We start from the raw sequence: 23,688 nt of genomic DNA, 5'->3' as shown, positions 1-23,688 counted from the left end.
GTGGACTGAGCCGCGGGTCCGGAGGCCACTATCGCGGCGAATTGTCAGGAAGCCGTCAGGAAGCGGTGCTGATCCGGTGTTCCCGCGGCGCTGGGTCGCCCGCGTCGGCGGAGATCCTTATGCTCGCAGCATGTGCGCAGACATCGTGCTCGCGGAGGACGATCCGAAGCAAGCGGAGCTCGTCCGCCGCTACCTCGAGCGGGAACGCCACTCGGTGGTGGTCGTGCCCGACGGCCGCGAGACGCTCGACCTCGTCCGCCGCCGCCCGCCGGACCTGCTCGTGCTCGACGTCATGCTGCCCGGCATGGACGGGCTCGAGGTGTGCCGGATCCTGCGCGCGGAGTCCGACGTGCCCGTGCTGATGCTGACCGCACGGTCCACAGAGGACGACCTGCTGCGTGGTCTGGACCTCGGGGCCGACGACTACATCACCAAACCGTACAGCCCCCGCGAGCTGATGGCTCGGGTGCGGACTTTGTTGCGCCGCACCAAAACTGCCGTTCCCCCGGGTGGCCCGCTGCGCGTCGGCGCGCTGACTGTGGACGTCGGCCGGCACGAAGTTGTCGTGTCCGGGCAGCTGATCGAGACCACTCCGGGCGAGTTCCGGCTGCTCGAGGTGATGGCCGCGCACCCGGACCAGGTGTTCACGCGCGGGCAGCTGCTGGAGCACCTGCACGGCTTCGACCGCTACATCACCCAGCGCGCGATCGACGTCCACGTGATGAACCTGCGCAAGAAGATCGAGGCGGCGCCGCGCAAACCCAAGCGACTGCTGACCGTGTACGGCGTCGGCTACAAGCTCACGGCCGGGCCGCCCGATGCGGCGTAGCCTGCTGGTCCGGCTCATCGCGGTGTCGGCGCTGGTCGCGGTGTGCGCGATCGCGGCCACGGCGTGGCTCGCCGCGCGCACCACCACGGGCGCGATCCGGCAGGAGCAGGGCCAGGTCTTCGCCGACGACGGCACCATCTACCAGGGCCTGCTCGGCTACGCGGCCACGCACCCGAACTGGGACGGCGTCGGCAAGGTCGTGACCACCTACGCCGAGAGCACCGGCCGCCGCGTGGTGTTGGCGACCCCGCAGGGCAAGGTGATCGCGAGCTCCGACCCCGACCCCGGACGGTTGCCGCCGCAGCCTTCGGTGGTGGTCGACCCGTTGTCGGTCGACCCGGGGCTGGGCGTGCAGTCCACACCGGACCGGATCGACCCGGAGGCGGTGGGGCCGTATGCGTTGCCGCAGGACGAAAAGGCGAGGCTGACGGGCGTCGCGCAGCGCGTGCTGCGGTGCGTGCAAGAGCGCGGGAGCGTCGGCAGCATCGAGGTGTCGCCCGGTGGGCACCCGCGAGTGGTGGCCGACGACCCGTACGCGCTCACGCGGTGCAACGGCACGAGCCTCGAGCAACCCACCGACACCGAACAGGCCGCGCTCGACAAGCTGCAGGACCTCGTGAACGCCTGCCTCGGCCGCAGCGCGCAGAGCGCTCCGGCGGCGCAGCTGTCGCTGTCGTGGACGTTCGTCGGGCCCGAGACCGGCGCGACGGACGCGACGGACACGACGGCGCAGAGCTGCGTGACGTCCGCGCGTCATGAGCAGCTGGCGTCCTACGTCGCGCCCCCCGCGTGGCTCTACATCACGGAGAAGGGCAGTGACCAGCCGCCGAGCGGGTTCACGCTGTCGTCGGACAACCAGGTGCGCCTGGCCGAGGTGGCGGGCGCGATCCTCGTGCTCACGGTCGTGGCCACCGGGCTCGCGTCGATCCGGCTCATCCGGCCGCTGCACGCGCTCACGGGCGCCGCGCAGCGCATGGAGGCGGGCGAGGCCGGGGCGCGCGTGAAGGTCAAGGGCAAGGACGAGATCGCGCGGCTGGCGCGGGCGTTCAACGACATGTCCGAGGCGCGCGAGAAGCTGGAGACCGCGCGCAAGGCCATGGTCAGCGACATCGCGCACGAGCTGCGCACGCCGCTGTCCAACATCCGCGGCTGGCTGGAGGCCACGCAGGACGGCGTGAGCCGGCTCGACGACGAGCTCGTCGTGTCGCTGCTCGAAGAGGCGCTGCACCTGCAGCACATCGTCGACGACCTGCAGGACCTCGCCCTCGCCGACGCCGGCGCGCTGCGCGTGCACCCCGAGCCCATCGACGCCAACTCCCTGCTCACCCAGCTCGCCGCGGCCCACGCCGCCCGCGCCGACGCGGCGGGCGTTCAGCTGGTGGTGCGGTCGATGGCCGACCCGGCCGTCACGGCGGACCCCGTGCGCCTGCGGCAGGCCATCGACAACCTCGTGTCCAACGCCGTCCGCCACACCCCCCGCGGCGGCTCCGTCACGGTCAGCGCCACGCGTGCCGATTCGGACGTCGTGTTCTCCGTGGCCGACACCGGCGTCGGCATCGCCGCCGACGACCTGCCCCACGTCTTCGACCGCTTCTGGCGCGCGGACAAGGCCCGCACCCGCGGCGCGAGCGGCGGCAGTGGCCTGGGCCTCGCCATCGTCCGCAACCTGGCGGCCGCCCACGGCGGCACGGTCTCGGTGCTCAGCACGCTGGGCGAGGGCTCGACGTTCACGCTGCGCTTCCCCGCCGCCGGCCCGCCTGAGTGAACCGCTCACCCCGGCGGCGGGTTTCGTGGCTCAGGCGGGGATGCCGAGGTCTCGGATCAGCTTCGCGACGTGACCGGTCGCGCGGACGTTGTAGAAGGCGTTCGCGATCTTGCCTTCCGCGTCGACGATGAAGGTCGAGCGGATGACGCCCTGGTAGACGCGGCCGTAGTTCTTCTTCTCGCCGAAGGCGCCCCACGCGGTGAGGACGTGCTTGTCCTCGTCGGAGAGCAGGGGGAAGGTCAGCTGCTCGTTCTCGACGAACTTCGCGAGCTTCGCCGGCTTGTCCGGGGAGATGCCGAGGACCTGGTAGCCGGCGTCGTTGAGCTGGGCGAGGCTGTCGCGGAAGTCGCAGGCCTGCTTGGTGCACCCGGGGGTGCCGGCGGCCGGGTAGAAGTACACGACGACGGCCTGGCCGCGGAAGTCGCTGAGGGAGACGCTCTTGCCCGTGCTGTCAGGCAGGGTGAAGTCGGGGGCGGCGTCGCCGGGGGAGAGTCGCTGCTCGGTCATGAACGCAGCGTACTGTGTCGATCGTTACTAATCCGACCACAGTCACGGCCGAATGGCTTCGTAGCAACGGTTACGTGCCGCGCGGGGGTCGGCCTGCTTTTGGCCGGATTGGTAATTCAGACGGCCCCGCAGTACGTGGCCACGGCGGGCTCGCTCGCGCTGGGTCGCAGCTGAACCGTGAGCTGCGTGGTGCTGTCGGGCACGGCGAACGCGAGCGTCAGCTGCGCGGAGCGGCCCTGCTGCAGGTCTTTGCCCGCGTCGGTGATTCCGCCGAGGCCCTGGGTGGCGTCGACGACCTGTTTGGTCGGGCGTCCGTCGATCATCGCGGCGACCGTGAAGCCGGAAAGCCGGTAGGAATCCGCGCCGTTGTTGGTGATCTCGATGCCGAACGACGCCGCCCGCGAGCTGCGCGGGTACGCGGCGGGGCTGGGCTGGAACGACTGCGGGGCGGAAACCGAGATCGTGATGCCGCTGGCGAACCGGTGTTCCGCGCCGAACTGCAGGTCACGCGACGTCTGCGCGGCCGCGGCCTTCGCAGGGCCGCCACCACCGCCGAGCGTCGCCGTGCCTTCCTGCGCGTCGACCCCGCAGGCCGCCACCGCCATCAGCAAACAGGCGGAAAGCAACAGCTTGGGGGTGCGCGCGGGCGCCATCTCGGTTTACTCCAGTCGGGGCGAGGGCTCAGGCCGTTCGGCGTAGTGACCGAAGGCGACCCGCTCCACTGTCCCTGCATGTGCACGTGCGCGCGCACGAAGACGCGGACCTGGTGTACAGCCGTGGCCGATCCGTGACCGAAAGGGCACTCCGGGTGACAGTCGTCACCGATGTGCCACTTAAACGGCGAAGGCGAACAAGAGGATGAAGATCGCCACGCCGGCGCCCCACGCGACCATCAGCCACCCGAAGTCACGCACCGGGTCGACCGCGCGGCTCTCCTCGCCCGGGATGTACACGCCGCGGTTTTCGAACCAGTCCGTCCACTTGCGCAGCAAGCGCAGCGGATTGCGTGACGGCACGACTCACCTCCCGGATCGACTTCGCTCCGGCCAGCCTACGGGGGACTCGCCCACCCGGTGAAGGAGCGTCGAGCGTGCGGAAAAGCGCGATCCTGCTGGCTCTCACGACCGTGTTCGGCCTCGCGGCCGCCGTCCCGGCGGCCGCCGCGTCTGGTGCCGCCCCGCCTGGCACGGCGCCGCTCGACCACCCGGTGTGGGTGTGCCTGCCCGGCATGGCCGCGAACCCGTGCAACCAGAACCTGGCGGGTGACCCGCAGATCGCGACGCCCGGTGGCAGCTTCACAGTCGGCTACCCCGCGTCGCCGGGCCGGGTGACTTTCGACACCACTCGGGTGGAGTCGGGCGCGAGTGTGGTGGAACCGTTCGAGCCGCCGGCGGCCCCTCCGGTGGACTGCTTCTTTGTCTACCCGACCGTCGACCTGCTCTCGAATCCGACGCTGCAGATCGGCTCGCTGCCACCCGGCCCGGACGACGCCGCGGCCGCCGTGACCTACGCCCAGGTCGGTCCGTTGCTCGGTCACTGCCGCGTGTTCGTGCCCGTGTACCGGCAGGCGCCGTTGGCCGCGCACATCGTCGGCGTGCTCACCGGCACGGCACCCGACTACGCGCTGGGCCTCGAAGACGTCGAACAGGCGTGGGACACGTACTGGCGCGACTACAACATCGACCCGGTCACGCACCGTCGCCGCGGAGTGGTCGTGATCGGCCACTCGCAGGGCGCCGCCGACGCGGCCTCGCTCCTGCGCGACCGCGTGGACGGCCACCCCGACGTGCAGCCCTCCTTGGTGAGCGCGCTGCTTCTCGGCGGCAACGTCCAGGTCCCCACCGACCGCCCGGCCGGCGGCGGCTCCGATCCGGACGCGGCTTTCCAGCACCTGCCCGTGTGCGCTCGCGCTTCGGCCGCGGCGCCCGTGCCGGTCAGCTGCGTGGCCGGTTACTCGTCGTACAAGCAACCGGCCGGAACGGTCCCGCCGCCCGGTTCCACCTTCGGCCTCTCTTCGACGCCCGGCCACCGCATTCTCTGCACCAACCCGGCCGCGCTGCTGACCGGCGCCGCGCCCGACGCGACGACCCCGCTCGACACCCGGCTCCCCACTCGGACTTTGGTGCAGGGCAACGCTCTTCTCCCCAACGGCCACCTCACCGCCGTCCTCCTCGGTACCTCGCTGCCGGTGTTCCCCACCGGCTTCGCCCGCTACCCCGGCGAGTTCACCGGCGCGTGCGACTTCCGCACCGTCCCCGGCGGCACCGCGTCCTGGCTCCAGCTCTCCGGCGGCGACGCCCTGGTGGGCCCTCCGAGCAGCGGCGGCCTCGGCCTTCACGTCGACGACTTCTCGCTGACGTTGGGCGACTTGACGGCTCTGGTCGACGCGCAAACGGCACAGTGGGAGGCGGGTTCGCGGTGAGACTTCCGCGAATCCGCCTGGCTGCAGGGCAGGGTTTCGTTCGACCGAGAGGGTTCGGTCCCGCTCATGAGGGGGGCACGGGCTGCTTTGCGCCTGCCTCGCGGAGTTCCTGCCTTCGGGCCGACGGGCGACGTCGGTGCCTCGCTCGGCGAGATGTTGCCGGGCGGTTAGGCGAAGTCGGCCAGGCGTGCGGCGATGCGGGGCAGGTCGAGGTGGCCCTGGACGACGTCGTGGACGAAGGGTTCGGCGGCGTCCTCGTCGAGGGGCGTGCGGAGGGGTTTGTCGTTGAGGCCGAGGAAGAACCAGGTGGCGGTCCAGGCGAGGCGTTTGTTGCCGTCGATGAGGGGGTGGCCGCGGCCCAGCGACTCCATGAGCGCGGCGGCCTTCTCCCACACGCCGGGGTAGGCCTCCTCGCCGAAGACCGACGTGCGCGGGCGCGCCGCGGCGGCCGCGAGGATGCCCGTGTCGCGCACCGCGAGCTCGCCCCGCACCACCCGGCGCGCGACGACCATCAAGTCGTGGATAGTCAGGTACTCGGTCATCGCGCCAGCCGCTCGTTGAGGCCGGCGCTCGCTTCCAGCACGTGGTCGAGCACCGTCGCGCGCTGGCGGGCCCGCGAAGTCACGGCGGTCATCAGCGTCTCTCGCACGTACTCCTGAAGGCTCCGCCCCTCAGCGGCCGCCTGCCGCTCGAGCTCCCGCACCTCGCCGTCACTGAATTCGACGGGCAGCACCTGACCCATGTCCTGAACCTTAAGGCCTCACCCCGCTTGGCGAACCCCGGTTTTCCCGCCCCCGACCGGACATCGCTCAGTGGGGCGCCGGCGGATACGGCCCTGCCGGTGGGTACTGCTGCTGCGGAGCCCCCGGCGCATCGGAACCCGGCATCGGCTGTCCTGGCGGCACCGAACCCGGCCAAGGCTGTCCGGGCTGACCGTGCGCCGGGACGGCACCGGACCAGGCCGGACCGGATGCCACAGACCCCTGCGACGCCGGCCCGGGCGGCACTGCGCCGGCTTGCCAGGCTTGGTCGGCCGTACCGGCGCCCTGCCATTGCTGTCCGGGAACGGGCGCTGGGGCTGCCTGTCCAGGAACCTGCCCCGGCACCGCGCTGCCTTGCCAGGCTTGGCCGGCCTCACCGGCGCCTGGCCATTGTTGTCCGGGAACGGAACCTGGCATCGCCTGTCCAGGAACCTGCCCCGGCACCGCGCTGCCTTGCCAGGCTTGGCCGTGGTCAACGGCAGCCGGCCACTGCTGTCCTGGAGCTGGGCCCGGCATCGCGGCTCCGGGAACCTGTCCCGGAACCGCGACCGGCCAGGCTTGGCCGGCCCCGCCAGCGCCCGGCCACTGCTGCCCAGACACCGGCCCGGCCATCCCCGGAACCCCTTGCCGCTGTTGCCCAGGAATCGCCCCCGGCATCCCCGCACCCTGCCAACCGGCCGGCCCGCCGTACCCCGGCTGCCAACCCGGCCCACCGGCGAACCACGGCATCACCTCGGGCAAAGCCATCGCCACCGCGAGCAGCCACAGCAGTACCGCGATCACCGCCGCCAAGCCGGCCGGCAGGAACACGTCCTCGAAAGCACTCGACCGCCGAATCCCCCAGAGCAGCATCGACCCGGGCACCGCGAGAACCACCTGCACAACCGCACCCAGCATCAACACCCGCGCGACCCGTGGCCGTCGCGCGGTCAGCAGCGCCGCGCCGACGAGCATCCCGAGGCCGAGCAAAGCGATCACCAGGTGGAAGTACGGACCGGGATTCAGATCGAAACGCCGGCTCAGCTCCGCGACCTCGTTCCACACCAGCAGCACTTCGCACACCCCGGCAACACCCGCGAGCACAAATGCCAGCACGCGCCCCTGCGGCGTCGGTGAGTGAACCACCACGCCCGATCCCCCTCCGTCATCAACCGGACACGCACAGCATAGAGACCACCCCCGACAATCCAGCGCGATCACGACGCGGTCGCGGCCGGGAGAACTCTGGCCGCGGCCCCGTCGGACGCCCGGAAGACGCCCCTACGCTGGGCGAGAACCGACCGGAAGGGCGCCGATGCAGATCGACCTCGTCGACGCCTGGGCGTGGTGGGCCGGCGGCGACCCGGGCCTGCGCGAGGCGCACCTCTGGGGCCTCGCCGTGAAGTGGTGGGGGCTCCTGGGCGGTCTCGTACTCCTGACTGTCACCATCGCCCTCGTCGCCGACGTTGCGAAAATCCCCGAGAAGTACCGCCGCAAAAGCCGGGCCACCAAGATCTTCCGACGGCTGACCGCGCTCGCCATCGCCGTCCTGGTCGTCGTCGGCGCCGTCAACGCCGTCCGCGAAGAAGCGCGCGACACCGGTACCTCGACGGCGACCGTCCTCCTCGCCGGCGACGACGGCATCGACTGGGCCGGCGCCCCACGCTGGTTCGTGCTCCTGTTCGCCGGCCTCGTCGTACTGGCACTCCTGCTGTGGCAAGGCCATCGCCTGAGAGACTGGGTGGGTAACACAGTCCGAAAAGGACCGTCCGCGATCGCGACGAGGCTGGCGTCCGCGATCGTCGCACTGGCGGCGCTGAGTTTCGCCGTCCTGGCCGGCTGACTCACACCGGCGTCGGCCGCGTCACCCGCTTGCTCTCCTCCAGCAGCAGGTCCAGCAGCGGGTTCGAGTTCTCCCGGAGCCAGATCAACGCCAGCCCCAACGGCGTCGCGTCCTCCAACGGCCGCCACACCAACCTCGGGTACGGGAAGTACGCGGCCGTCGACGCGGGCGCGATCCACGACCCGCGCCCGGCCGCCACGTGGTGCAGGCACTCCTCCGGCGTCCGGCCCTGCGGCCCGTAGACCGCGCGAGTGCCGTCCGGCCGAGGGTCGATGAACCAGAACTTCACCACGGCCTCGGGCATCCCGTCGCGCGGCCCGACGATCGGCTCGCACGCCAGGTCGGACACCTTCAGCGACGCTCGCGTGGCGAGGCGGTGCCCGGGCGGCAGCGCGACCCAGCGTGGCTCGTCGAGCAGCCAGTGCGTGACGAAGCGGCGGTCGTCTCCGATGGGCAGCCACAGGAACGCGGCGTCGGCGGTGCCCGCGGCAAGGGCGTCGAGCTCGTCGGGCAGCGTGTGGACCGCGAGGGCGTCGACCTCCACGTCGGGCGCGACCCGGCGCAGCGACGACTCGACGTCGGGCAGGAAGTGTGCGGTGCTCTGCGCCTTGAACGCGATCCGCAGCCGCCCGGACAGCCCCGAGCCGACGAGCCGCGCTTCCGAGACCATCGCCGAACACGCGGTGAGCAGTTCGCGGCCCTGTTTCAGGAACACCTGCCCCGCCGCGGTGAGCTCGACGCCATTGGACCGGCGCCGGACCAACGGGGTGCCGGCCACGCGCTCGAGCTGCCGGATCTGCCCGCTGACCGCCTGCTGGGTCATCATGAGCCGCCCGGCCGCGCGGGTCATGCTGCCCTCGTCGGCCACGGCTTCGAGGGCTTTGAGCAGGCGCAGATTCAGGTCCACCGCACGATCCTCGTCACAACGGTTCGTTGTGGCAACCACAAGGATCCGGTGTTTCCCTTTCCAGCACCCCGGCCGGACCATAGCTGTATTGACACAGAGGAGCACCTATGAATCTGAGCGGTAAAGTGGCCCTCGTCACCGGCTCGTCGAAAGGCCTGGGCCGGGCCATCGTGCTGCGGCTGGCGGAGCAGGGCGCCGACGTGGTCATCAACTACTCCCGCGACGCGTCCGCCGCGGAAGAGGTGAAAAAGGCGGCCGAGGCCCACGGTGTGAAGGCGCTGGTGCACGCGGCCGATGTGTCTCAGGTGGACGGTATCGTCGATCTTTACGACGCGGCCGTCGCCGAATTCGGCAAGATCGACATCGTCGTGGCCAACGCGGGCATGGAAAAGGTCAACATCCCCGTCACGGACGTCACCGAAGAGGACTTCGACCTCCTCTTCCGGGTGAACACCAAGGGTCCGTACTTCGTGCTGCGCGAGGCCGCCCGCCGCATCGCCGACGGTGGCCGCATCATCACCATCTCGTCGAACACCACGACGGTTCCGCAGCTGGGCGTCGGCCTCTACGGCACCAGCAAAGTGGCCACCGGTTACCTCGTGAAGGTGCTCGCGATGGAGCTCGGCCCGCGCCGCGTCACCGTGAACACGGTGGTGCCCGGCCCGATCGACGGCGCGGGGATTTTCACCGACCCGGCCAACGACGAATACAAGCGCAGTTTGATCGAAATGGTCCCGATCGGGCGACTGGGCACCACGGAAGACGTCGCGGGTGTGACGGCATTTCTCGCCGGAGACGAAGCTGCGTTGATCACCGGACAGCAGCTCGTCTGCGACGGCGGAATGCACTGACCACCGAAAGGAATTGTGGGAAAATGACAGGGACAATGCGCGCGGCTCAGGTTCAGCAACCGGGCGGCCCGTTCGTGCAGGTCGAACTGCCGATCCCCGAGCCGAAGCCCAACCAGGTGCGGGTGAAGGTGCACACGTGCGGCGTGTGCGGCGGTGAGATCATCCCCCGCATGGCCCTGTTCGGCACCAAGTTGCCGCGCGTGCCCGGGCACGAGATCGCGGGCGTCGTCGACGCGGTCGGCGACGCCGTGACCCTGTGGAAGGTCGGCGACAAGGTCGGGGTCGGCTGGTCCGGCGGTGTCGACTTCACGTGTGAGTACTGCCGCCGCGGTGACTTCGTCAACTGTGACAGCCGCACGATCACGGGCACGTCCTTCGACGGCGGTTACGCCGAGTACATGGTCGCCCCCGAGGACGCGGTCGCCCGTATCCCCGAAGGCCTCTCGTTCGAAGAGGCGTCGCCGCTGATGTGTGCCGGCATCACCGCCTTCAACGCGTTGCGCCACGCAAAGGCCGGCCCCGGCGATCTCGTCGCCGTGCAGGGTGTGGGCGGCGTCGGCCACCTTGCCGTCCAGTTCGCCAACAAGATGGGCTTCCGCACTGTCGCGATCAACCGCGGCCGCACCAAGGAAGAGCTGGCCCGCAAGCTCGGCGCGGACGAGTACATCGACAGCAACGAAGGCAGCGTCGGCGAGTCCCTGAAGAAGATGGGTGGCGCGTCGGTGATCCTCGGCACCGTCGACCGCGCCGAGATGCAGTCGGAGCTGATGAACGGCATTCGCCCCAACGGCCAGGTGATCGTGCTGGAAGGCCAGAACCCGATCCAGGTCACCGGCCACACGCTGGCGGACTACCGGCTGAACCTCTCCGGCTGGTACAGCGGCGTCGCCCGCGACAGCGAGGACACGCTGAACTTCTCCGTGCTGCGCGGCATCCGGCCGGTGTACGAGGTCTTCCCGCTGGAGAAGGCCGAGGAGGCCTACCAGCACATGCCGAAGGCCAACATCCGCGTCGTGCTGAAGATCGCGGACTGACGCCTCGGTTCGAAAACGCGCCCACTCTTCCCCCCGGGGGTGGGCGCGTTTTCTCATGCCGGCCTTCTCAGGTCAGCCGGAGTGAGACGCCGTCGAGCAGTGAGCGCAGGCCGAGCTCGAACAGCTCGTCGAGATCCAGGTCGTAGCCGTCCTCTTCCAGCGTCGTCAGCATCCGCGTGAAGGCGGGGTGGCGGCCGCCCGCCATGATCGCCGTGTGGCCCGGCGCCTGGGTGGCCAGCCACTCGTCCTCGGTCAGCCCGGACGTGCCGGCCGCGTGCCGCTCGCGTTCGAGGTGGATGGCGATGCCCTGGATGTAGCTGAAGAACAGCACGTGCAGGTCGCACAGCTGCGTCGCGGACAGGCCGAAGCCGTCGAGCGCCGAAAGCGCCTGTTCCGCGTGCGTGGCCAGGTTGGCCAGTGGCAACGGCCGCGTGATCGGCGACAGCTGCGCGAGCCACGGGTGCCGCCGGTACAGCGACCACAGTGTGCGACCGGTGAGCTCGAGCCGCGCCCGCCAGTCGCCTGAAAGGCGCGCGGGGTAACCGCGTTCGCCGAACGCCGCATCGGCCATGAGCAGCACCAGCTCGTCGCGCCCGGCGACGTAGCGGTACGGCGCCATCGCCGCGACACCGAGCCGCGCCGCCACTCCCCGCATGGACAGCGCGGCCAGCCCCTCCTCGTCGGCGATCGTGATGGCCGTCCGCACGATCCGCTCGCGCGACAGGCCCGGCGGCCGCGGGCGGGCCTTCGGCTCGGCCTTCCGGCCTGCGACGACGGTGCCGGACCGCGGTTCGGCCCGCACCAGCCCTTCCTGGCCGAGCGCGGCGAGCGCCTTGGCCGCGGTGGCCGTCGCGACGCCCCACTCGACCGCGATCCGGCGCGTCGACGGCACCTTCGCGCCCGGCACGAGCTCCCCGTCGGTGATCCGGCGGCGCAGCTCCGCGGCGATCTCCAGGTAGCGCTGCTCGGCCATCCCCGGCTCCGATCTGTACCAGTACAGCTGACCATCTGTACTAGGTCAGTTTTGGCATGGTTGCCTGGCCGAAGCCAGTGTGTGGTCCGTAAGGATACGACGAACACCTGGAGGAAACCATGCGTAACGTCCTCGTCTCCGGCGCCGGCATCGGCGGCCCGACGCTCGCCTACTGGCTCCACCGGGCCGGGTTCTCCGTGACCGTGGTCGAGCGCTCGCCCGGCCTGCGGGAGGGCGGGCAGGCGGTCGACGTGCGCGGCGTGGCGCTCGACGTGGTCGACCGGATGCGGCTCGGCGAGCAGGTGCGCGCGATGCGGACGCGGATGCGCGGAATGTCCGTGGTGGACGGTTCCGGCACCGAGCTGTTCCGCTCGGAGGAGCACACCTACAGCAGCGGCCGCCTGGACAGCCCCGACGTGGAGCTGGTCCGCGATGACCTGGTTTCCCTGCTGTACAAGGCAACCGAGCACGATGTCGAGTACATCTTCGACGATTCCGTCACCGCACTGGACCAGGACGAGCACGGCGTGCGCGTGGAGTTCGAGCGCGGCGGTTTCCGCACGTTCGACCTCGTCGTCGGCGCCGACGGTCTGCATTCCGCCGTCCGGCGGCTGGTGTTCGGCCCGGAGGAGCGGTTCGCGCAGCACCTCGGGCAGTACCTGGCGATCTTCCCGGCGCCCAACGTCCTCGGCCTCGACAACTGGCAGGTCTGGTTCCGCGACGCGGAGACCGGCGGCGCCGTCTATCCGGTGCGGGACAACACCGAACTGCGGGTCACGCTCGGGTTCGGTTCGCCGCCGCTGTCGTACGACTACCGCGATGTCATGGCGCAGAAGGAAATCGTGGCGAAGCAGCTGGCCGGCACGGGCTGGGAGGTACCGCGTCTGCTGTCCGAAATGGCCGGTGCGCCCCACTTCTACTTCGACGCCATGCAGCAGATCCACCTCGAATCCTGGAGCGCCGGCCGCGTGACGCTGCTCGGGGACGCGGGCTACTGCGCGTCGCCGCTCTCGGGCCAGGGCACCAGCCTCGCGCTCGTCGGTGCGTACGTGCTCGCCGACGAGCTCGCTCGCCACGACGACCACACCGCCGCGTTCGCCGCCTACGAGACCCGGTTGCGGCCGTTCGTCGCCGCGAACCAGGCGCTGGCGACGGAGAACCCCGGCGGTCCGGCGGCCGAGGAGTCTGTGGATCGCGCTAAAAACGCGATCAGTCTCACGTACTGGGCCGATCGTTACTAATCCGACCACAGTCACGGCCGAATGGCTTCGTAGCAACGGTTACGTGCCGCGTGGGGGTCGGCCTGCTTTTGGCCGGATTAGTAATTCTGGGCCGATCGTTACTAATCCGACCACAGTCACGGCCGAATGGCTTCGCAGCAACGGTTACGTGGCGCGTGGGGGTTGGCCTGCTTTTGGCCGGATTGGTAACGCCGCCGAGCCCGGCAGAGTTTGGTCCGGCGTTCAGCCTCCCCACGTCGGTGCGACAGATCGGCGTTACCCGAACGGGTGAAGGTTTGAGGGTTCAGCTTCTCGAATGGAGGAACCCGATGGTCGACGAGCCCTGCCGCCACGACGGACTGCACCGAAGGGCGTTCTTCGGGCTCGCCGCGGGGGCGGTGGCGGCTCCGGCGCTGGCGACGCTGCTCGGGGCCGCGCCGGCGGACGCCACGCCCGGCCGGCCGGGGCGCGGCTTGACGTTCGCCGCCATCTCGGACACCCACGTGAACACCACGAGCCCGCAGTCGACCACGTACCTGACGCAGGTGTACGCCTCGATCGCGCGCCGCGACCCGGACCTCGTGCTGCACTGCGGCGACATCACCGACACCGGCCTGCCCGACGAGTACGAGCAGTACGGCAAGGTGCTGCCCGCCTCGCTGCGCGGGAAGATCCACTACTCGCCGGGCAACCACGAGACGCGGTGGGACCCGTCGGCCAAGGAGGAGTTCCACAGCCACTTCGGCCCGACGCCGTACTCGTTCGACGCCGGCGGTGTCCACTTCGTCGGCTTCGACCCGACGCAGGTGCTGCAGGAGCCCGGGCACTACGGGCCCGCCGGACTCGACTGGCTCGAGCGCGACCTGCGCCGCGTGCAGCGGGACACGCCGGTGGTGCTGTTCCAGCACTTCCCGTTCGGCAACCAGTTCTACTACGTCGACGACCAGCCGGCGGTGCTCGACGTGCTCGCGGGGCACAACCTGCGAGGGGTCATCGCCGGCCACGTCCACCGCGAGGACGTCACGCGGTTCAACGGCCTCACCCAGGTGACGCTGAACGCCGTGCTCAACGGCCCGACCTACTACTGGGCCGAGAAAACCACCGCCGCCGACGGCACCGCGGTGCTGGACGTGCGGCGGATCACCGTGTCCGCAGACGGGTCCGACACCGAGGCGCCGTTCGCGACCGCGCCGCTCACCGGCGAGGGGCAGGGGCGCGAACAGCGGCCGCGGTATGTCCACCCGGGCAAGGTTTCCGGTGGCTCGCTGCCGGTCGAGGTGCGGGCGGCGGGCGCGCAGCTGGTCGGCGTGCAGCCGTACCCGCAGGCCGTGTTCGGCGGCACGAGCCCGGCCGCGTGGCAGCCGCTCGCGGGTTCGGGGGACCGCTGGACCGGCAGCGTCGACGTCTCGGCACTGGCGCCGGGCCGGCAGCGGCTGCAGGTGCGCGTGAACTCGGCGGACGGCAGCTGGTGGGAGCAGGTCGTGCTGTTCACCGTGCCCGCGGTGGCCGGCGACCCCGTCGACCGGTGGCAGGAGCAGCTCTCGGGTTCGGTGCAGGGCGGCGTGACCCTCGCGGACGCGCACAGCGGACTGGTGCTCGCCGCTTCGTCGGCCGGTGAGGTGACCGCGTTGCGACGCGGCGGCCATCGGGAGTGGCGCACGCAGCTCGGCCCGGTGTACCGGCGCCCGGCGGTGAACGGGACGCTGGCTTTCGTTCCCTCGGCCGACCACCACCTGTACGCGCTGGATGTCCGCGATGGCCGGCGGGTGTGGGCGTTCGACGCCGAGGCCCCGGTCGTGAGCGCGCCGCTGGTCTCCACTGTGGACGGACACCCGCAGGTGGTGTTCTCGGCGGGACAGGCGTTGTTCGCGGTCGGCACCGACGGCCGCCGCCGCTGGTCCGTGCCCGGCCGCGGGTTCTCGTCCGGACAGGCCGCGAGCGACGGTGAACGCGTCTACACGGCCGCCGCCGACGGTTACGCCCGGGCGCACGACGCGCGCACGGGGGCCCAGGTGTGGGCCTACCAGATGGTGACCGGCGTCGAGCACAGGATCGCGCTGTACAGCGGGTGGGACACCGTGGTGGCGCTTGGCGGTGACGTGGTCATCGTCGCCACCGTGTCGAGTGCGATCGCGCTGGACCGCGCCACCGGCGCCCTGCGCTGGACCGTCGCCGGCAGCGCGATGTACGCGCCCGCGTTGATCGTCGGCTCCAGCGTGCTGCTGACCACCGAGTGGGGGGTGCTGACGCTCGTGGACCTCGCCACCGGGAAACCGTTGTGGACGACCAACCTCGCGCTGCGCGTGTTCAACGCGGGTGTCGCGATCAGCGACCGCACGGCGTGGGTGCTGACCGTAGACGGCAAGGTGATCGGCGTGCGGCTCTCCGACGGCGCGCGGCTGGGCTGGCTGCAGCAGAGCCTCGTCTACACGTTCGGCCGGCCGGTGATCGACGGCCGCACCCTCGTGGTCGGCGACCAGAACGGTGTCGTCCACGGGATTTCCCTCCCCTGAGTTCCCTTGAGTTCCACCGCGCCGAACCATCGGCGCCGGTGCCCGGAAGAAGGACAGAGATGGGCCTCACTCGAAGACAGTTCATGGTGGCGGGCGGCGCGATCGCGGCGTCCGGCCTCGTGGCCGCGCCGGCCGTCGCTGCGACCCAGGGACTCCCGCTCGGCGGTTTTCCCTTCGGCAGTGGCGAACCGAAGGGCCAATGGCTCGTCGGCGACACACACGTGCACGACGACCACTCGGCCGACGGCAGCCTGCCGCGCCAGACGTCGAAGCAGACGCTGCCGGGCAACTTGCCCGTCGGCGACCAGATCGGCCAGGCTGAGAAGACCGGGCTGGACTTCCTGCCGCTGACGGATCACCGCACGTACGACCAGCACTGGGATCCACAGTGGACGTCGGACCGGCTGCTGCTGATCCCCGGCGAAGAGGCCAACGGATCGCCGCACGCGATCGTGCTCGGCGCGGTGGACAACGTCGTCGACGGTGCGAACCCGCCCGGCTCGGCGGCGTTCCGGCACGTGCAGCAGTCCATTTGGGACGCTCGTTCGCAGGACGCGGTGTGGCACATCGCGCACCCCGACGACGGTGAGTACACCCGTGCGGCCGGGCCGAACGACAACGCCAGCGTGCAGGGCATCCACAACATCGAGGTGCTCAACGTCTCGACGAACCCCGATGCGCAGATGGACTTCGCCGAGACGCGCTGGAACCGCGGCTACGTCACCGGCGTCACCGCCGCCAGCGACTGCCACTTCCGTGAGCTGTGGGACATCGCGGGCCCCGGCCAGCCGGCCACGCGCGTGTTCGCCGGCGACCGCAGCGTCCGCTCGATCCTCGACGCGCTGAAGGCGGGCCGGACCACGGTGTCCTCCGGCGTGTCGGGACCGTTCGTGACGATCGAGGCCGACCTCGACGGCGACGGCCGGTTCGAGGCCATCGGCGGTGACGAGACGGTGGTCAGTTCGCGGAAGCTGCCGCGGCGCGCTTCGCTGCGCGTGCGGGTCCGCCAGGGCGCCGGGACGCACCTGCTCGTTTACGGCACGCCGGGCCGCTCGGCCGAGGCCCTGCTGGACACCACCGTGCGCGGCACCGACGACACGCGCACTCTGCCGTTGACCCTGTCCGGCGACCACGTGTGGTTCCGCGCCGAGGTGCGCTCGCCCGGCAGCGCGTCGGGCGCCGACGCCGACCCGACGCTGCCCGACCAGCTGCGCGCGGCGACGTCACCCGTGTTCGTCTCCGTCGGCCGCGTGGCCACGCCCGCGCCGGAGATCCCGTTGCCCGCCATGCAATCCGGGCACGACAACGCGACCGCGGTGCTCGGCGGGACCGGCGAGTTCACGGGGTTCGCCGACGTCGCGGTCACCGGCAACGACGTGCACGTGGTCGCGCAGCGGCATTCCGACGGCCGCAGCCGGATCGTTTACAAGCGCGTGGACCGGCGCGGCTTCGGTCTCTTCGAGGTCGAGCTCTCCAGCGGTTCGGGCACGGCCACGGCGCCGCGCGTCGCCGCTTCCGGGCGCGACGTGTGGGTGGTCTGGCAGGACGAGCGCGGCCACGAGCAGCCCCACCGTCCCGCGATCTACCTGCGCCACAGCAGCACCGGCGGCCTGCTCTTCGGCCCTGCCGTGCGGCTCGACGCCGGCACCGGCCGCGCCGTGCACCCGGCGATCGCGCTGCTTTCCGGCGGACAGCCCGTCGTCACCTGGGCCGACAACACCGCCGGCGCGTTCGACGTATTCGCCCAGGTGGTCGGCGTCGAGCGCAACCCGGTCAACCTGTCGGCCGCGGGCAAGACGGTCAGCGCCGGCAACCGCGCCGTCGACGCCCGCTCGCCGCGCTACCCGGCCTCGGTGTTCCCGACCGTCGCGGTGGGCCACGGCGACCGCATTCTCGTTGCGTGGCAAGACGACCGCTTCGACCCGGATCCACTGTGGACGGGCCACACCCCGCCCGCCGGCCAGGCCGCGTCCGGCGGCACGGACCCGGACAACTGGCAGATCCTCGCCACCACCCGCGCGGGCACCCGCGGCGGCTGGGGCGCTTCGGCCCAGGTCAGCGCCGCCACCGACCGCGCCGACCGCCACCCGAGCGCGGCCGTCGACCACTCGGGCGCCTTCGTCGTCGCCTGGGACAGTGGCGCTTTGCAGAGCTCGGGCGCGAACCTGTCCCTGCGCTCGGCCCGCTCCGCCGACGGCCGCACCTGGTCGGCCGGCACGCCGTTCGCCCTCGAGCCGGCGGCGATGAGCCAGCGCCCCCGTCTGAGCCACGACCCGGACGGCACCGTCCGCGCCGTCTGGTACGACTCCCGCGCCACGGACTGGCGCTGGAAGGTCTTCACGGCGCGCCTCACGCCGGCCGGCTGGTCGGCTCCGGTGCAGCTCACGAAAGCGGGCAACGCGACCTACCCCGCGGTGTCCGCCGGCCTCGTGGCTTTCGTCACGGACCGTAACGCTGTTCGGGGTCAACGCGACACTACGCAACAGATTTACGTCGTGGACACGGGCGGCCGCTGACGTGGTTGCCGGCCCGGCCGCCGTCCGACGGCGGCCGGGTCTGCCACGTCATCCTCGCCGAGCGAGGGGAGCGGTTCCCTTGTGGCTCTGACGAGACGCGATCACTCGGCGTGAGTCGCGTTTCCCGGCGGCCCGGTCTGCCGCCGGGATCAGTACCGGACGCGAGTACGCCAGTGCCGCCCGCGTCGCCGGGTTCGCGAGTGCCGCCCCGTCCAAGGGCTGTCGGCGATGTCCAGGCGCCGGGCGGCGAACGCGTCCGCGCCGAGACCCATCAGCACCGGGTACGTGATCTGTCCGTGGAGCGCCTCGGTGTCGCGCACCCGGCCTTCTTCGCGGAACCCGAGCCTGGCGTGCAGCGCGAGCGAGGCGAAGTTGCGGCCGTGGACGCTGACCTCGCACTTGCGGTAGCCGGCCGGCCCGAACATCGCGGCGAGCAGCGTGGTGACGGCGTCTTCGGCATACCCGCACCGCCGGTGCTGCGCGCCGATCCCGACGCCGTAGCTGAACCGGCTCGCCGCGGGGTCCGTCCGGACCCAGATCGACCCGACGAGCGCCCGGCCGTGCAGCGTCTCGATCGCCAGGTGGCGATCCCCGCCGGACCCGGCCACCTCCGCCCGGTGCGTCGCCCAGTGCCGGTAACCACCGCCACCGTCGCGATCGAACCCGACCAGGGCCCGCCGGTCGTCGGGGCGGATCTCGCGCAACCGCACCTGCCGGCCGACCCAGTTCTCGCGCACAGCGGCGCGGCTGCCGGACAGCACCGGACGGGCGAGGTTCACGGTCATCGGTACGGCACGGTACCGGGTTGCTCATCGGCGTCTTGAAGGGCCGGCCGCCCGGCGCCCGGGATGGGGAGGTCGGCGTCGCGCATGCCGATCCCGGGCCGCCAGCCCAGGTGGCGCGAGATGCTGAACGCGCTGGCGAGCACCGGCGCGACGACCGTGGCCAGGTCGAGCGAGCCCGTGCGCACGACGACCGAGAGCGCCGCGACGACCCGGCCGTGGCCGTCGGTGATGCGGGCGCCCACCGAATCCGCGCCCTCGGTCATCTCGCCGCGCACCGTGGCGGTGCCGGACCGCCGGCACGCCGTCAACTCGGCGCGCAGGTCCGCCGGGTCGGTCACGGTCCGCGCGGTGAACCGCGCCGGCCCGGCCGCGAGGTAGGCCTCGATCAGCGTCCGGCCGGCGTGCGCGAGCAGCACCTTCCCGACGGCCGAGCTGTGCAGCGGCAGCCGGCCGCCGACGTGGGAGGCCAGGTCGACGGCGTCGCGCGCGGAGAAGCGCTCGATCACCACGGCCTCGTGCCCCTCGAGGACGGCGAGCTGCACGTGCTGGTGGAGCGCGGCGTGCAGGTCCTCTAGGAACGGCAGCGCGACCGTGCGCAGCGGAACCGACAGCGGTGCCAGTGTGCCCAGCTGCCACAGGCGCAGGCCGACGGTGAACCGTCCGTCCGGGGTGCGGTCGAGGGCGCCGGCGCGGAGGAGCTCGTGGACGAGCCGCCGGACCGTCGCGTGCGGGAGCCCGGTGCGGCGGGTCAGGTCGGCGAGGGTCAGGGCGCGGTCCTCGGGCGTGAAGGTGAACAGCACCTGCAACAGCCGCGAGCTGACGCTTCGGCCGGGTTCGTTCGTGCGCGGCATGGTGCTCGCAGCCTACGTCGATGTCCATTGGATGAACATCGACGTTCCTCGACGGCCTCGCGCACGGTCATGCTCGTCGGCACCCGAAACGAAGGAGGCAACGCCGGTGACTGAGCTGCGGATCGCCGTCGTCGGAGGGGGAATCGGGGGACTGGCCGCCGCCGCGTTCCTCGGCCGGGCGGGGCTCGCGTGCACGGTCTACGAGCAGGCCGCCGAGCTCGGCGAGGTCGGGGCGGGGCTCGTCGCCGGCCCGAACCTCGTGCGCCTGCTGCGCCGCCTCGGTGTGATGGACGAACTGCTCGCGCGAGCCGTGGCGATCGACGTCGGGTGGGAGTTCCGCCGCTGGGCGGACGGGACCGTGCTGTCGGCGGAGAACCTCGCCGAGTCGTGCGAACGGCTCTACGGCGAGCGCACATACACGGTGCACCGCGCCGACTTGCTGAGTGTCGTCCGGGCCGCGGTGGCGCCGGACGCGCTCCGGCTCGGCGCGAAGTGCGTGGGCGTCGAGATCGCCGACGACGGCGCGGTCCTGTCGTTCGCCGACGGCACCACCACGACCGCCGACGTCGTGATCGGTGCCGACGGCGTGCACTCGACCATCCGCAACGCCTTGCTCGGGCCGTCACCCGCGACGTTCTCGGGACTGTGCGCCTTCCGCGCCCTTGTGCCGGCCGCCGACGCGCCCGCGTTCGCGCTGCGCAACGCCCACACGCTCTGGCTCGGCCCCGACCACCACCTCGTCCACTACCCGATCTCGGCGGGCAGGCTGATCAACATCGTCGCGTTCGCCCCGGCCGGCGAGGACGTCGTCGAATCCTGGAGCGCCACCGCGACCTACGCGGAGTTCGCCGCCGAGTTCGAGGGCTGGGATTCGCGGCTGCGCGAGCTGATCGACGCGGCCGGCACCCCGGGCCGCTGGGCACTGCTGGACCGCGCCCCGCTCGCGCAGTGGAGCCATGGCCCGGTGACCCTGCTCGGCGACGCCGCGCATCCGATGTTCCCGTTCTTCGCCCAGGGCGCCGCGCAGGCGGTCGAAGACGCGGCCGCCCTCGCGCTGTGCCTGGCCGCCGACGCCACCGCGCCGGCCCGCGCGTTGCGCCGCTACGAGTCCGCCCGCCGCGCCCGCACCGCCCGGCTCCAGACGGTGTCGCACGAGCGCGCCCACCTCAACCACCTGCCCGACGGGCCGGACCAGCAAGCCCGCGACGCGTCGTTGTCCGGTCAGGATCCGCTGGCCGCCAACGCTTGGATCTACGGCCACGACGCGGAACTCGTGCCCTGACCATCCTTTGTGGAGGATTGAGGCGCGGTTGCGCGCGGGTCGGCCCATGCTCGGTTCAGGAACGCCGGACCGGCCGTCGACAACGCGAAGCAGCGCGGCACCGCCGAGTGTGAGCTCCTCGACTTCGAGTTCCCGCACCTCGGCTGCTCAGCGAAGCACGGCCGCCAGCAGGTCGGCCCCCAGCGCCGTCAGATCAGGCAGGTTGAGGGTGTATTGGACGTAACGACCGTGCCGGCGGGTCGTGAGCAGGCCCGCGCGGCGCAGGACGGCGAGGTGGCGGGAGACCTCCGGGGGCGAAAGTTCCCAGGCGTTCGCCAGCTCGCCGGTGGTGTGCGGGCCGCGGGCCAGGGTGCGCAACAGCCGCAGCCGTACCGGATGTGCGAGTGCCTCCAGCCGTAGCGTGACCGTTTCCAGCGATACCGGCTCCGATGGGCTCGGCTCGGCCACGGGGTACTGCACCACCGGCTGCCACCCGGGCGCGTGGATCGCCACCAGGTGCGGGCGGCCGAAGACGCTGGGGAGGAAGGTGACTCCGGTGCCGTGGGCGGTGGTCGTCTTGTCCTGCAGTTTGTCCACGATGATGCAGTTGCCGTCCGGGGCCAGGGTCACGGCGCCGGAGACCGACGCGAGCGCCGCCCCGATGCCCTGGCGCTTCAGCAGGTCGTTCTTCAGGCGCAGGTCGCCGGCGAGCCGCGCGGTGATGCCCGTCCAGGCGTCGTCGAAGAAGGCCTCGCCGCACTGTTCGAGGGTGTGGCGCACCCGCGCCCGGACGGCCGCGGGGTCCGCGAGAAGCCGTTCCGCGAAGGCCTCTTGCAGCGAGCCGCGGGCCTGGGCGCGGTCCAGGGCCCGCTGTCGCGCCGTCGCGTCGGCAAGCGGTGACGGCGCGGCGAAGTGGACCCGGTTGCTGCCGCAGGTGGTGATGAGCGCGGCGTTCACATAGGTTTCGTCGTCGATCCGGTCCACCTCGTCCAACTCCTCGGCGAGGGTCGGCCGGGGGCGAGCGGGGACCAGGAAGTCGGCTCGTGAGGAACGCCAGAGGAATTCCGCCTCCCTGAGCCGCTCGGCCAGCTCGGGCCGCAGCCCGGCCCAGACGTCCCCCGCCCAGCCGGCGAGCCGCGGGTGATGCCCGGGTTCGGCCAGCACGTGCAGCATCGCGGTCAGCTCGGCCAGCGGGGAGGCAGCGAACCGCAGCCGCCCGGACGGCAGACCGCCGATGTCGATCCTCAACGTCATCCCCCCATCATCGCTGGTCGGATGGCCGACGACCGAGTCGATTGACGGTGTCCGTCAACCGACGTGGCGAGCTGGAGGACGCGACGCACCGTTGACGCCATGGGAACCACCACCAAGATCCAGCCGCGGGCTCTCGTCCGGGCTTCCGGCGGCCCCCGCTACGCCGTCGCCCTGGCCGTGGACGCGCTCGGCACCGGCTTGCTGCGGCCCTTTCTGCTGCTCTACGGGGTGACGGTGCTCAGGCTCTCCCCGCCGGTCACCGGCATCGCCATGACGGTCGGCGCCGTCGCGGGTCTGGTGTGCATGCCCGCTGTCGGCCGTTGGCTGGACCGGGGCGCGCGCAGCACAGTCGTGGCAGCGTCGATGCTGGTGCGGGTACTGGGCGTGGCGCTGCTGCTGGCGGCCCCGGCGGGGCACGTTGGGCTGTTCGCGACGGCGGCGCTCTTCCTCGGCATCGGCAACCAGGCTTGGCCCGCCGCCCACGCGGCCCTGGTGGCCACGGTCGCCCACGGCCGGGAACGGGACGCGGCGCTTGCGGGAGGTCGTGCCCTGCGCAACGCCGGCCTGGGCGTGGGTGGCCTCCTCGCCACCGCCTGCCTGACGGGCGGCACCGCCGCACTGCAGGCGCTGGCAGCCGTCACCGGGTTCGCCTATCTCGCCGCGGCAGCCTTGGCCTGGTCGGTCCACCTGCGCACGCAGCCGGCCGCTGTTCCGGCCGAGGACAGGACCGACGAGCCCGCACCTCGGATGCGCGCGTTGCTGGCCGCCAACGTGGTCTACGTCTTCTGCCTCAACGTCCCCGAAATCGCGGTGCCGCTGGTCCTGGTGACCCAGTTGCACGCATCCCCGGTGTGGTCGGCAGCCATCTTCGTGGCCAACACGGTGCTGGTGGTCGCCCTCCAGGTTCCGGTCACCGTCCTGCTGTCCCGCTTTCCCCGGCGGACCGTGCTGGCTCTCGCCGGCGTGGTACTCACCGCGTCCTACCTCGGCTTCCTCGCCGCCGCGTCACTGGGACACGACTGGGGTGCCCCCGCCATCGGCGCGGTGTCCGTGGTCTGCACCATCGGCGAGATCATCTATGCCGGCAGCGCCACCGCACTCGTCACCGCCCTCGCTCCGGCCCCCGTCCTCGGACGTGCCCTCGCCCGCTTCCAGCTCTCCACGGGCTTCGGCCTCGCGGTCTCCCCGGCGGCCATCACCGCGCTCGCCTCCCACGGCTCGGCCGCCCTCTGGGGCAGCCTCTCCGCCGCGACGCTCCTCTCCGCCTCCGCAGTTGCGACCGAGAAGGAGCGCAGGAGTGGGTTGTAAGTGGTGGCGGGGCGCTACCACCGTAGCCGAAGCCGGTGTTGGACGGTGGCATCGGAACCGGGTCGGTGCGCAGTCCGCCGTCGGACCGAGGAGAGAGCGCGAGCAGGGT

The 23,688-nt window shown here is 71.6% G+C and carries 22 protein-coding genes; 11 read left to right on the top strand and 11 right to left on the bottom strand.

Annotated features, from left to right (window positions below):
- Positions 1 to 130 precede the first annotated feature (130 nt).
- Positions 131 to 829 (top strand): response regulator transcription factor, encoded by a 699-nt coding sequence (locus ABZU76_RS22135; protein WP_354872476.1) that lies wholly within the window; start codon positions 131 to 133, stop codon positions 827 to 829.
- A complete protein-coding gene (locus ABZU76_RS22130; protein ID WP_354872473.1) occupies positions 819 to 2,594 on the top strand; it encodes a HAMP domain-containing sensor histidine kinase in 1,776 nt (591 codons plus the stop codon). The genes ABZU76_RS22135 and ABZU76_RS22130 overlap by 11 nt, the downstream gene beginning before the upstream one ends.
- 30 nt (positions 2,595 to 2,624) lie before the next feature.
- On the opposite strand, the gene bcp is transcribed toward ABZU76_RS22130, so the two are convergent.
- The 3 genes from bcp to ABZU76_RS22115 all read right to left on the bottom strand — a co-directional run bounded on the left by bcp (position 2,625) and on the right by ABZU76_RS22115 (position 4,117).
- The gene (gene bcp / locus ABZU76_RS22125; protein WP_354872470.1) at positions 2,625 to 3,101 is read right to left on the bottom strand and encodes a thioredoxin-dependent thiol peroxidase; all 477 of its coding nucleotides are present in this window, start codon (positions 3,099 to 3,101) and stop codon (positions 2,625 to 2,627) included.
- Between the two features lie 116 nt (positions 3,102 to 3,217).
- Positions 3,218 to 3,754: a hypothetical protein gene (locus ABZU76_RS22120; RefSeq protein WP_354872467.1), complete on the bottom strand. Its 537-nt coding sequence runs from the start codon at positions 3,752 to 3,754 to the stop codon at positions 3,218 to 3,220.
- A 180-nt stretch (positions 3,755 to 3,934) separates the two neighbouring features.
- A complete protein-coding gene (locus ABZU76_RS22115; protein WP_220243744.1) occupies positions 3,935 to 4,117 on the bottom strand; it encodes a hypothetical protein in 183 nt (60 codons plus the stop codon).
- 74 nt (positions 4,118 to 4,191) lie between these two features.
- On the opposite strand from ABZU76_RS22115, the gene ABZU76_RS22110 reads away from it, so the two are divergent.
- On the top strand, positions 4,192 to 5,523 hold the full coding sequence (locus ABZU76_RS22110; RefSeq protein ID WP_354872464.1) for a DUF3089 domain-containing protein: 1,332 nt from the start codon (positions 4,192 to 4,194) through the stop codon (positions 5,521 to 5,523).
- A gap of 167 nt (positions 5,524 to 5,690) precedes the next feature.
- On the opposite strand, the gene ABZU76_RS22105 is transcribed toward ABZU76_RS22110, so the two are convergent.
- The 3 genes from ABZU76_RS22105 to ABZU76_RS22095 all read right to left on the bottom strand — a co-directional run bounded on the left by ABZU76_RS22105 (position 5,691) and on the right by ABZU76_RS22095 (position 7,412).
- Positions 5,691 to 6,065: a Fic family protein gene (locus ABZU76_RS22105; RefSeq protein ID WP_354872461.1), complete on the bottom strand. Its 375-nt coding sequence runs from the start codon at positions 6,063 to 6,065 to the stop codon at positions 5,691 to 5,693.
- Positions 6,062 to 6,265: a hypothetical protein gene (locus tag ABZU76_RS22100; RefSeq protein WP_220243741.1), complete on the bottom strand. Its 204-nt coding sequence runs from the start codon at positions 6,263 to 6,265 to the stop codon at positions 6,062 to 6,064. Before ABZU76_RS22100 ends, ABZU76_RS22105 begins: the two co-directional genes overlap by 4 nt.
- A 67-nt stretch (positions 6,266 to 6,332) precedes the next feature.
- On the bottom strand, positions 6,333 to 7,412 hold the full coding sequence (locus ABZU76_RS22095) for a hypothetical protein (protein ID WP_354872458.1): 1,080 nt from the start codon (positions 7,410 to 7,412) through the stop codon (positions 6,333 to 6,335).
- A 166-nt stretch (positions 7,413 to 7,578) separates the two neighbouring features.
- Here ABZU76_RS22095 and ABZU76_RS22090 point away from each other — a divergent pair, with 166 nt between their 5' ends.
- Positions 7,579 to 8,106 (top strand): hypothetical protein, encoded by a 528-nt coding sequence (locus ABZU76_RS22090; RefSeq protein ID WP_354872455.1) that lies wholly within the window; start codon positions 7,579 to 7,581, stop codon positions 8,104 to 8,106.
- 1 nt (position 8,107) lies between these two features.
- On the opposite strand, the gene ABZU76_RS22085 is transcribed toward ABZU76_RS22090, so the two are convergent.
- Entirely contained in the window at positions 8,108 to 9,013 is a 906-nt protein-coding gene (locus tag ABZU76_RS22085; RefSeq protein ID WP_220243739.1) for a LysR family transcriptional regulator, read from the bottom strand.
- A gap of 107 nt (positions 9,014 to 9,120) precedes the next feature.
- Between ABZU76_RS22085 and ABZU76_RS22080 the strand changes: the two genes are divergently transcribed.
- Both ABZU76_RS22080 and ABZU76_RS22075 read left to right on the top strand, forming a co-directional pair.
- Positions 9,121 to 9,864, top strand: a complete 744-nt coding sequence (locus tag ABZU76_RS22080; protein ID WP_354872452.1) for an SDR family oxidoreductase — start codon at positions 9,121 to 9,123, stop codon at positions 9,862 to 9,864.
- A gap of 23 nt (positions 9,865 to 9,887) precedes the next feature.
- Entirely contained in the window at positions 9,888 to 10,898 is a 1,011-nt protein-coding gene (locus ABZU76_RS22075; RefSeq protein ID WP_354872449.1) for an alcohol dehydrogenase catalytic domain-containing protein, read from the top strand.
- Positions 10,899 to 10,965: 67 nt separating this feature from the next.
- Here ABZU76_RS22075 and ABZU76_RS22070 read toward each other — a convergent pair whose 3' ends face one another.
- Positions 10,966 to 11,871, bottom strand: a complete 906-nt coding sequence (locus ABZU76_RS22070) for a TetR/AcrR family transcriptional regulator C-terminal domain-containing protein (protein WP_354872446.1) — start codon at positions 11,869 to 11,871, stop codon at positions 10,966 to 10,968.
- 119 nt (positions 11,872 to 11,990) lie between these two features.
- Here ABZU76_RS22070 and ABZU76_RS22065 point away from each other — a divergent pair, with 119 nt between their 5' ends.
- The 3 genes from ABZU76_RS22065 to ABZU76_RS22055 all read left to right on the top strand — a co-directional run bounded on the left by ABZU76_RS22065 (position 11,991) and on the right by ABZU76_RS22055 (position 18,120).
- A complete protein-coding gene (locus ABZU76_RS22065) occupies positions 11,991 to 13,112 on the top strand; it encodes an FAD-dependent monooxygenase (protein ID WP_354872443.1) in 1,122 nt (373 codons plus the stop codon).
- Positions 13,113 to 13,420: 308 nt separating this feature from the next.
- Complete coding sequence (locus ABZU76_RS22060) at positions 13,421 to 15,604, top strand: PQQ-binding-like beta-propeller repeat protein (protein WP_354872439.1); 2,184 nt, start codon at positions 13,421 to 13,423, stop codon at positions 15,602 to 15,604.
- A 59-nt stretch (positions 15,605 to 15,663) separates the two neighbouring features.
- Positions 15,664 to 18,120, top strand: coding sequence for a CehA/McbA family metallohydrolase (locus ABZU76_RS22055; protein ID WP_354872436.1), 2,457 nt, complete (start codon positions 15,664 to 15,666; stop codon positions 18,118 to 18,120).
- Between the two features lie 149 nt (positions 18,121 to 18,269).
- Here ABZU76_RS22055 and ABZU76_RS22050 read toward each other — a convergent pair whose 3' ends face one another.
- Positions 18,270 to 18,830 (bottom strand): GNAT family protein, encoded by a 561-nt coding sequence (locus ABZU76_RS22050; RefSeq protein ID WP_354872799.1) that lies wholly within the window; start codon positions 18,828 to 18,830, stop codon positions 18,270 to 18,272.
- 71 nt (positions 18,831 to 18,901) lie between these two features.
- The gene (locus tag ABZU76_RS22045; RefSeq protein ID WP_354872433.1) at positions 18,902 to 19,756 is read right to left on the bottom strand and encodes an IclR family transcriptional regulator; all 855 of its coding nucleotides are present in this window, start codon (positions 19,754 to 19,756) and stop codon (positions 18,902 to 18,904) included.
- A gap of 106 nt (positions 19,757 to 19,862) precedes the next feature.
- On the opposite strand from ABZU76_RS22045, the gene ABZU76_RS22040 reads away from it, so the two are divergent.
- Complete coding sequence (locus ABZU76_RS22040) at positions 19,863 to 21,038, top strand: FAD-dependent monooxygenase (RefSeq protein WP_354872430.1); 1,176 nt, start codon at positions 19,863 to 19,865, stop codon at positions 21,036 to 21,038.
- A gap of 147 nt (positions 21,039 to 21,185) precedes the next feature.
- On the opposite strand, the gene ABZU76_RS22035 is transcribed toward ABZU76_RS22040, so the two are convergent.
- Positions 21,186 to 22,271 carry a DUF5937 family protein gene (locus ABZU76_RS22035; RefSeq protein ID WP_354872428.1) on the bottom strand — a complete coding sequence of 362 codons (1,086 nt, stop codon included), beginning with the start codon at positions 22,269 to 22,271 and terminating at the stop codon, positions 21,186 to 21,188.
- A 99-nt stretch (positions 22,272 to 22,370) separates the two neighbouring features.
- Here ABZU76_RS22035 and ABZU76_RS22030 point away from each other — a divergent pair, with 99 nt between their 5' ends.
- Positions 22,371 to 23,579 (top strand): MFS transporter, encoded by a 1,209-nt coding sequence (locus tag ABZU76_RS22030; protein ID WP_354872426.1) that lies wholly within the window; start codon positions 22,371 to 22,373, stop codon positions 23,577 to 23,579.
- The last annotated feature ends 109 nt before the right edge of the window (positions 23,580 to 23,688 follow it).

The sequence above is a fragment of the Amycolatopsis sp. NPDC005232 genome (genome assembly GCF_040607795.1).
In the GTDB taxonomy this organism is placed as follows: domain Bacteria; phylum Actinomycetota; class Actinomycetes; order Mycobacteriales; family Pseudonocardiaceae; genus Amycolatopsis.
The sequence above is the reverse complement of the archived record's forward strand: the minus strand, read 5'-3'. Positions and strand labels throughout refer to the sequence as shown.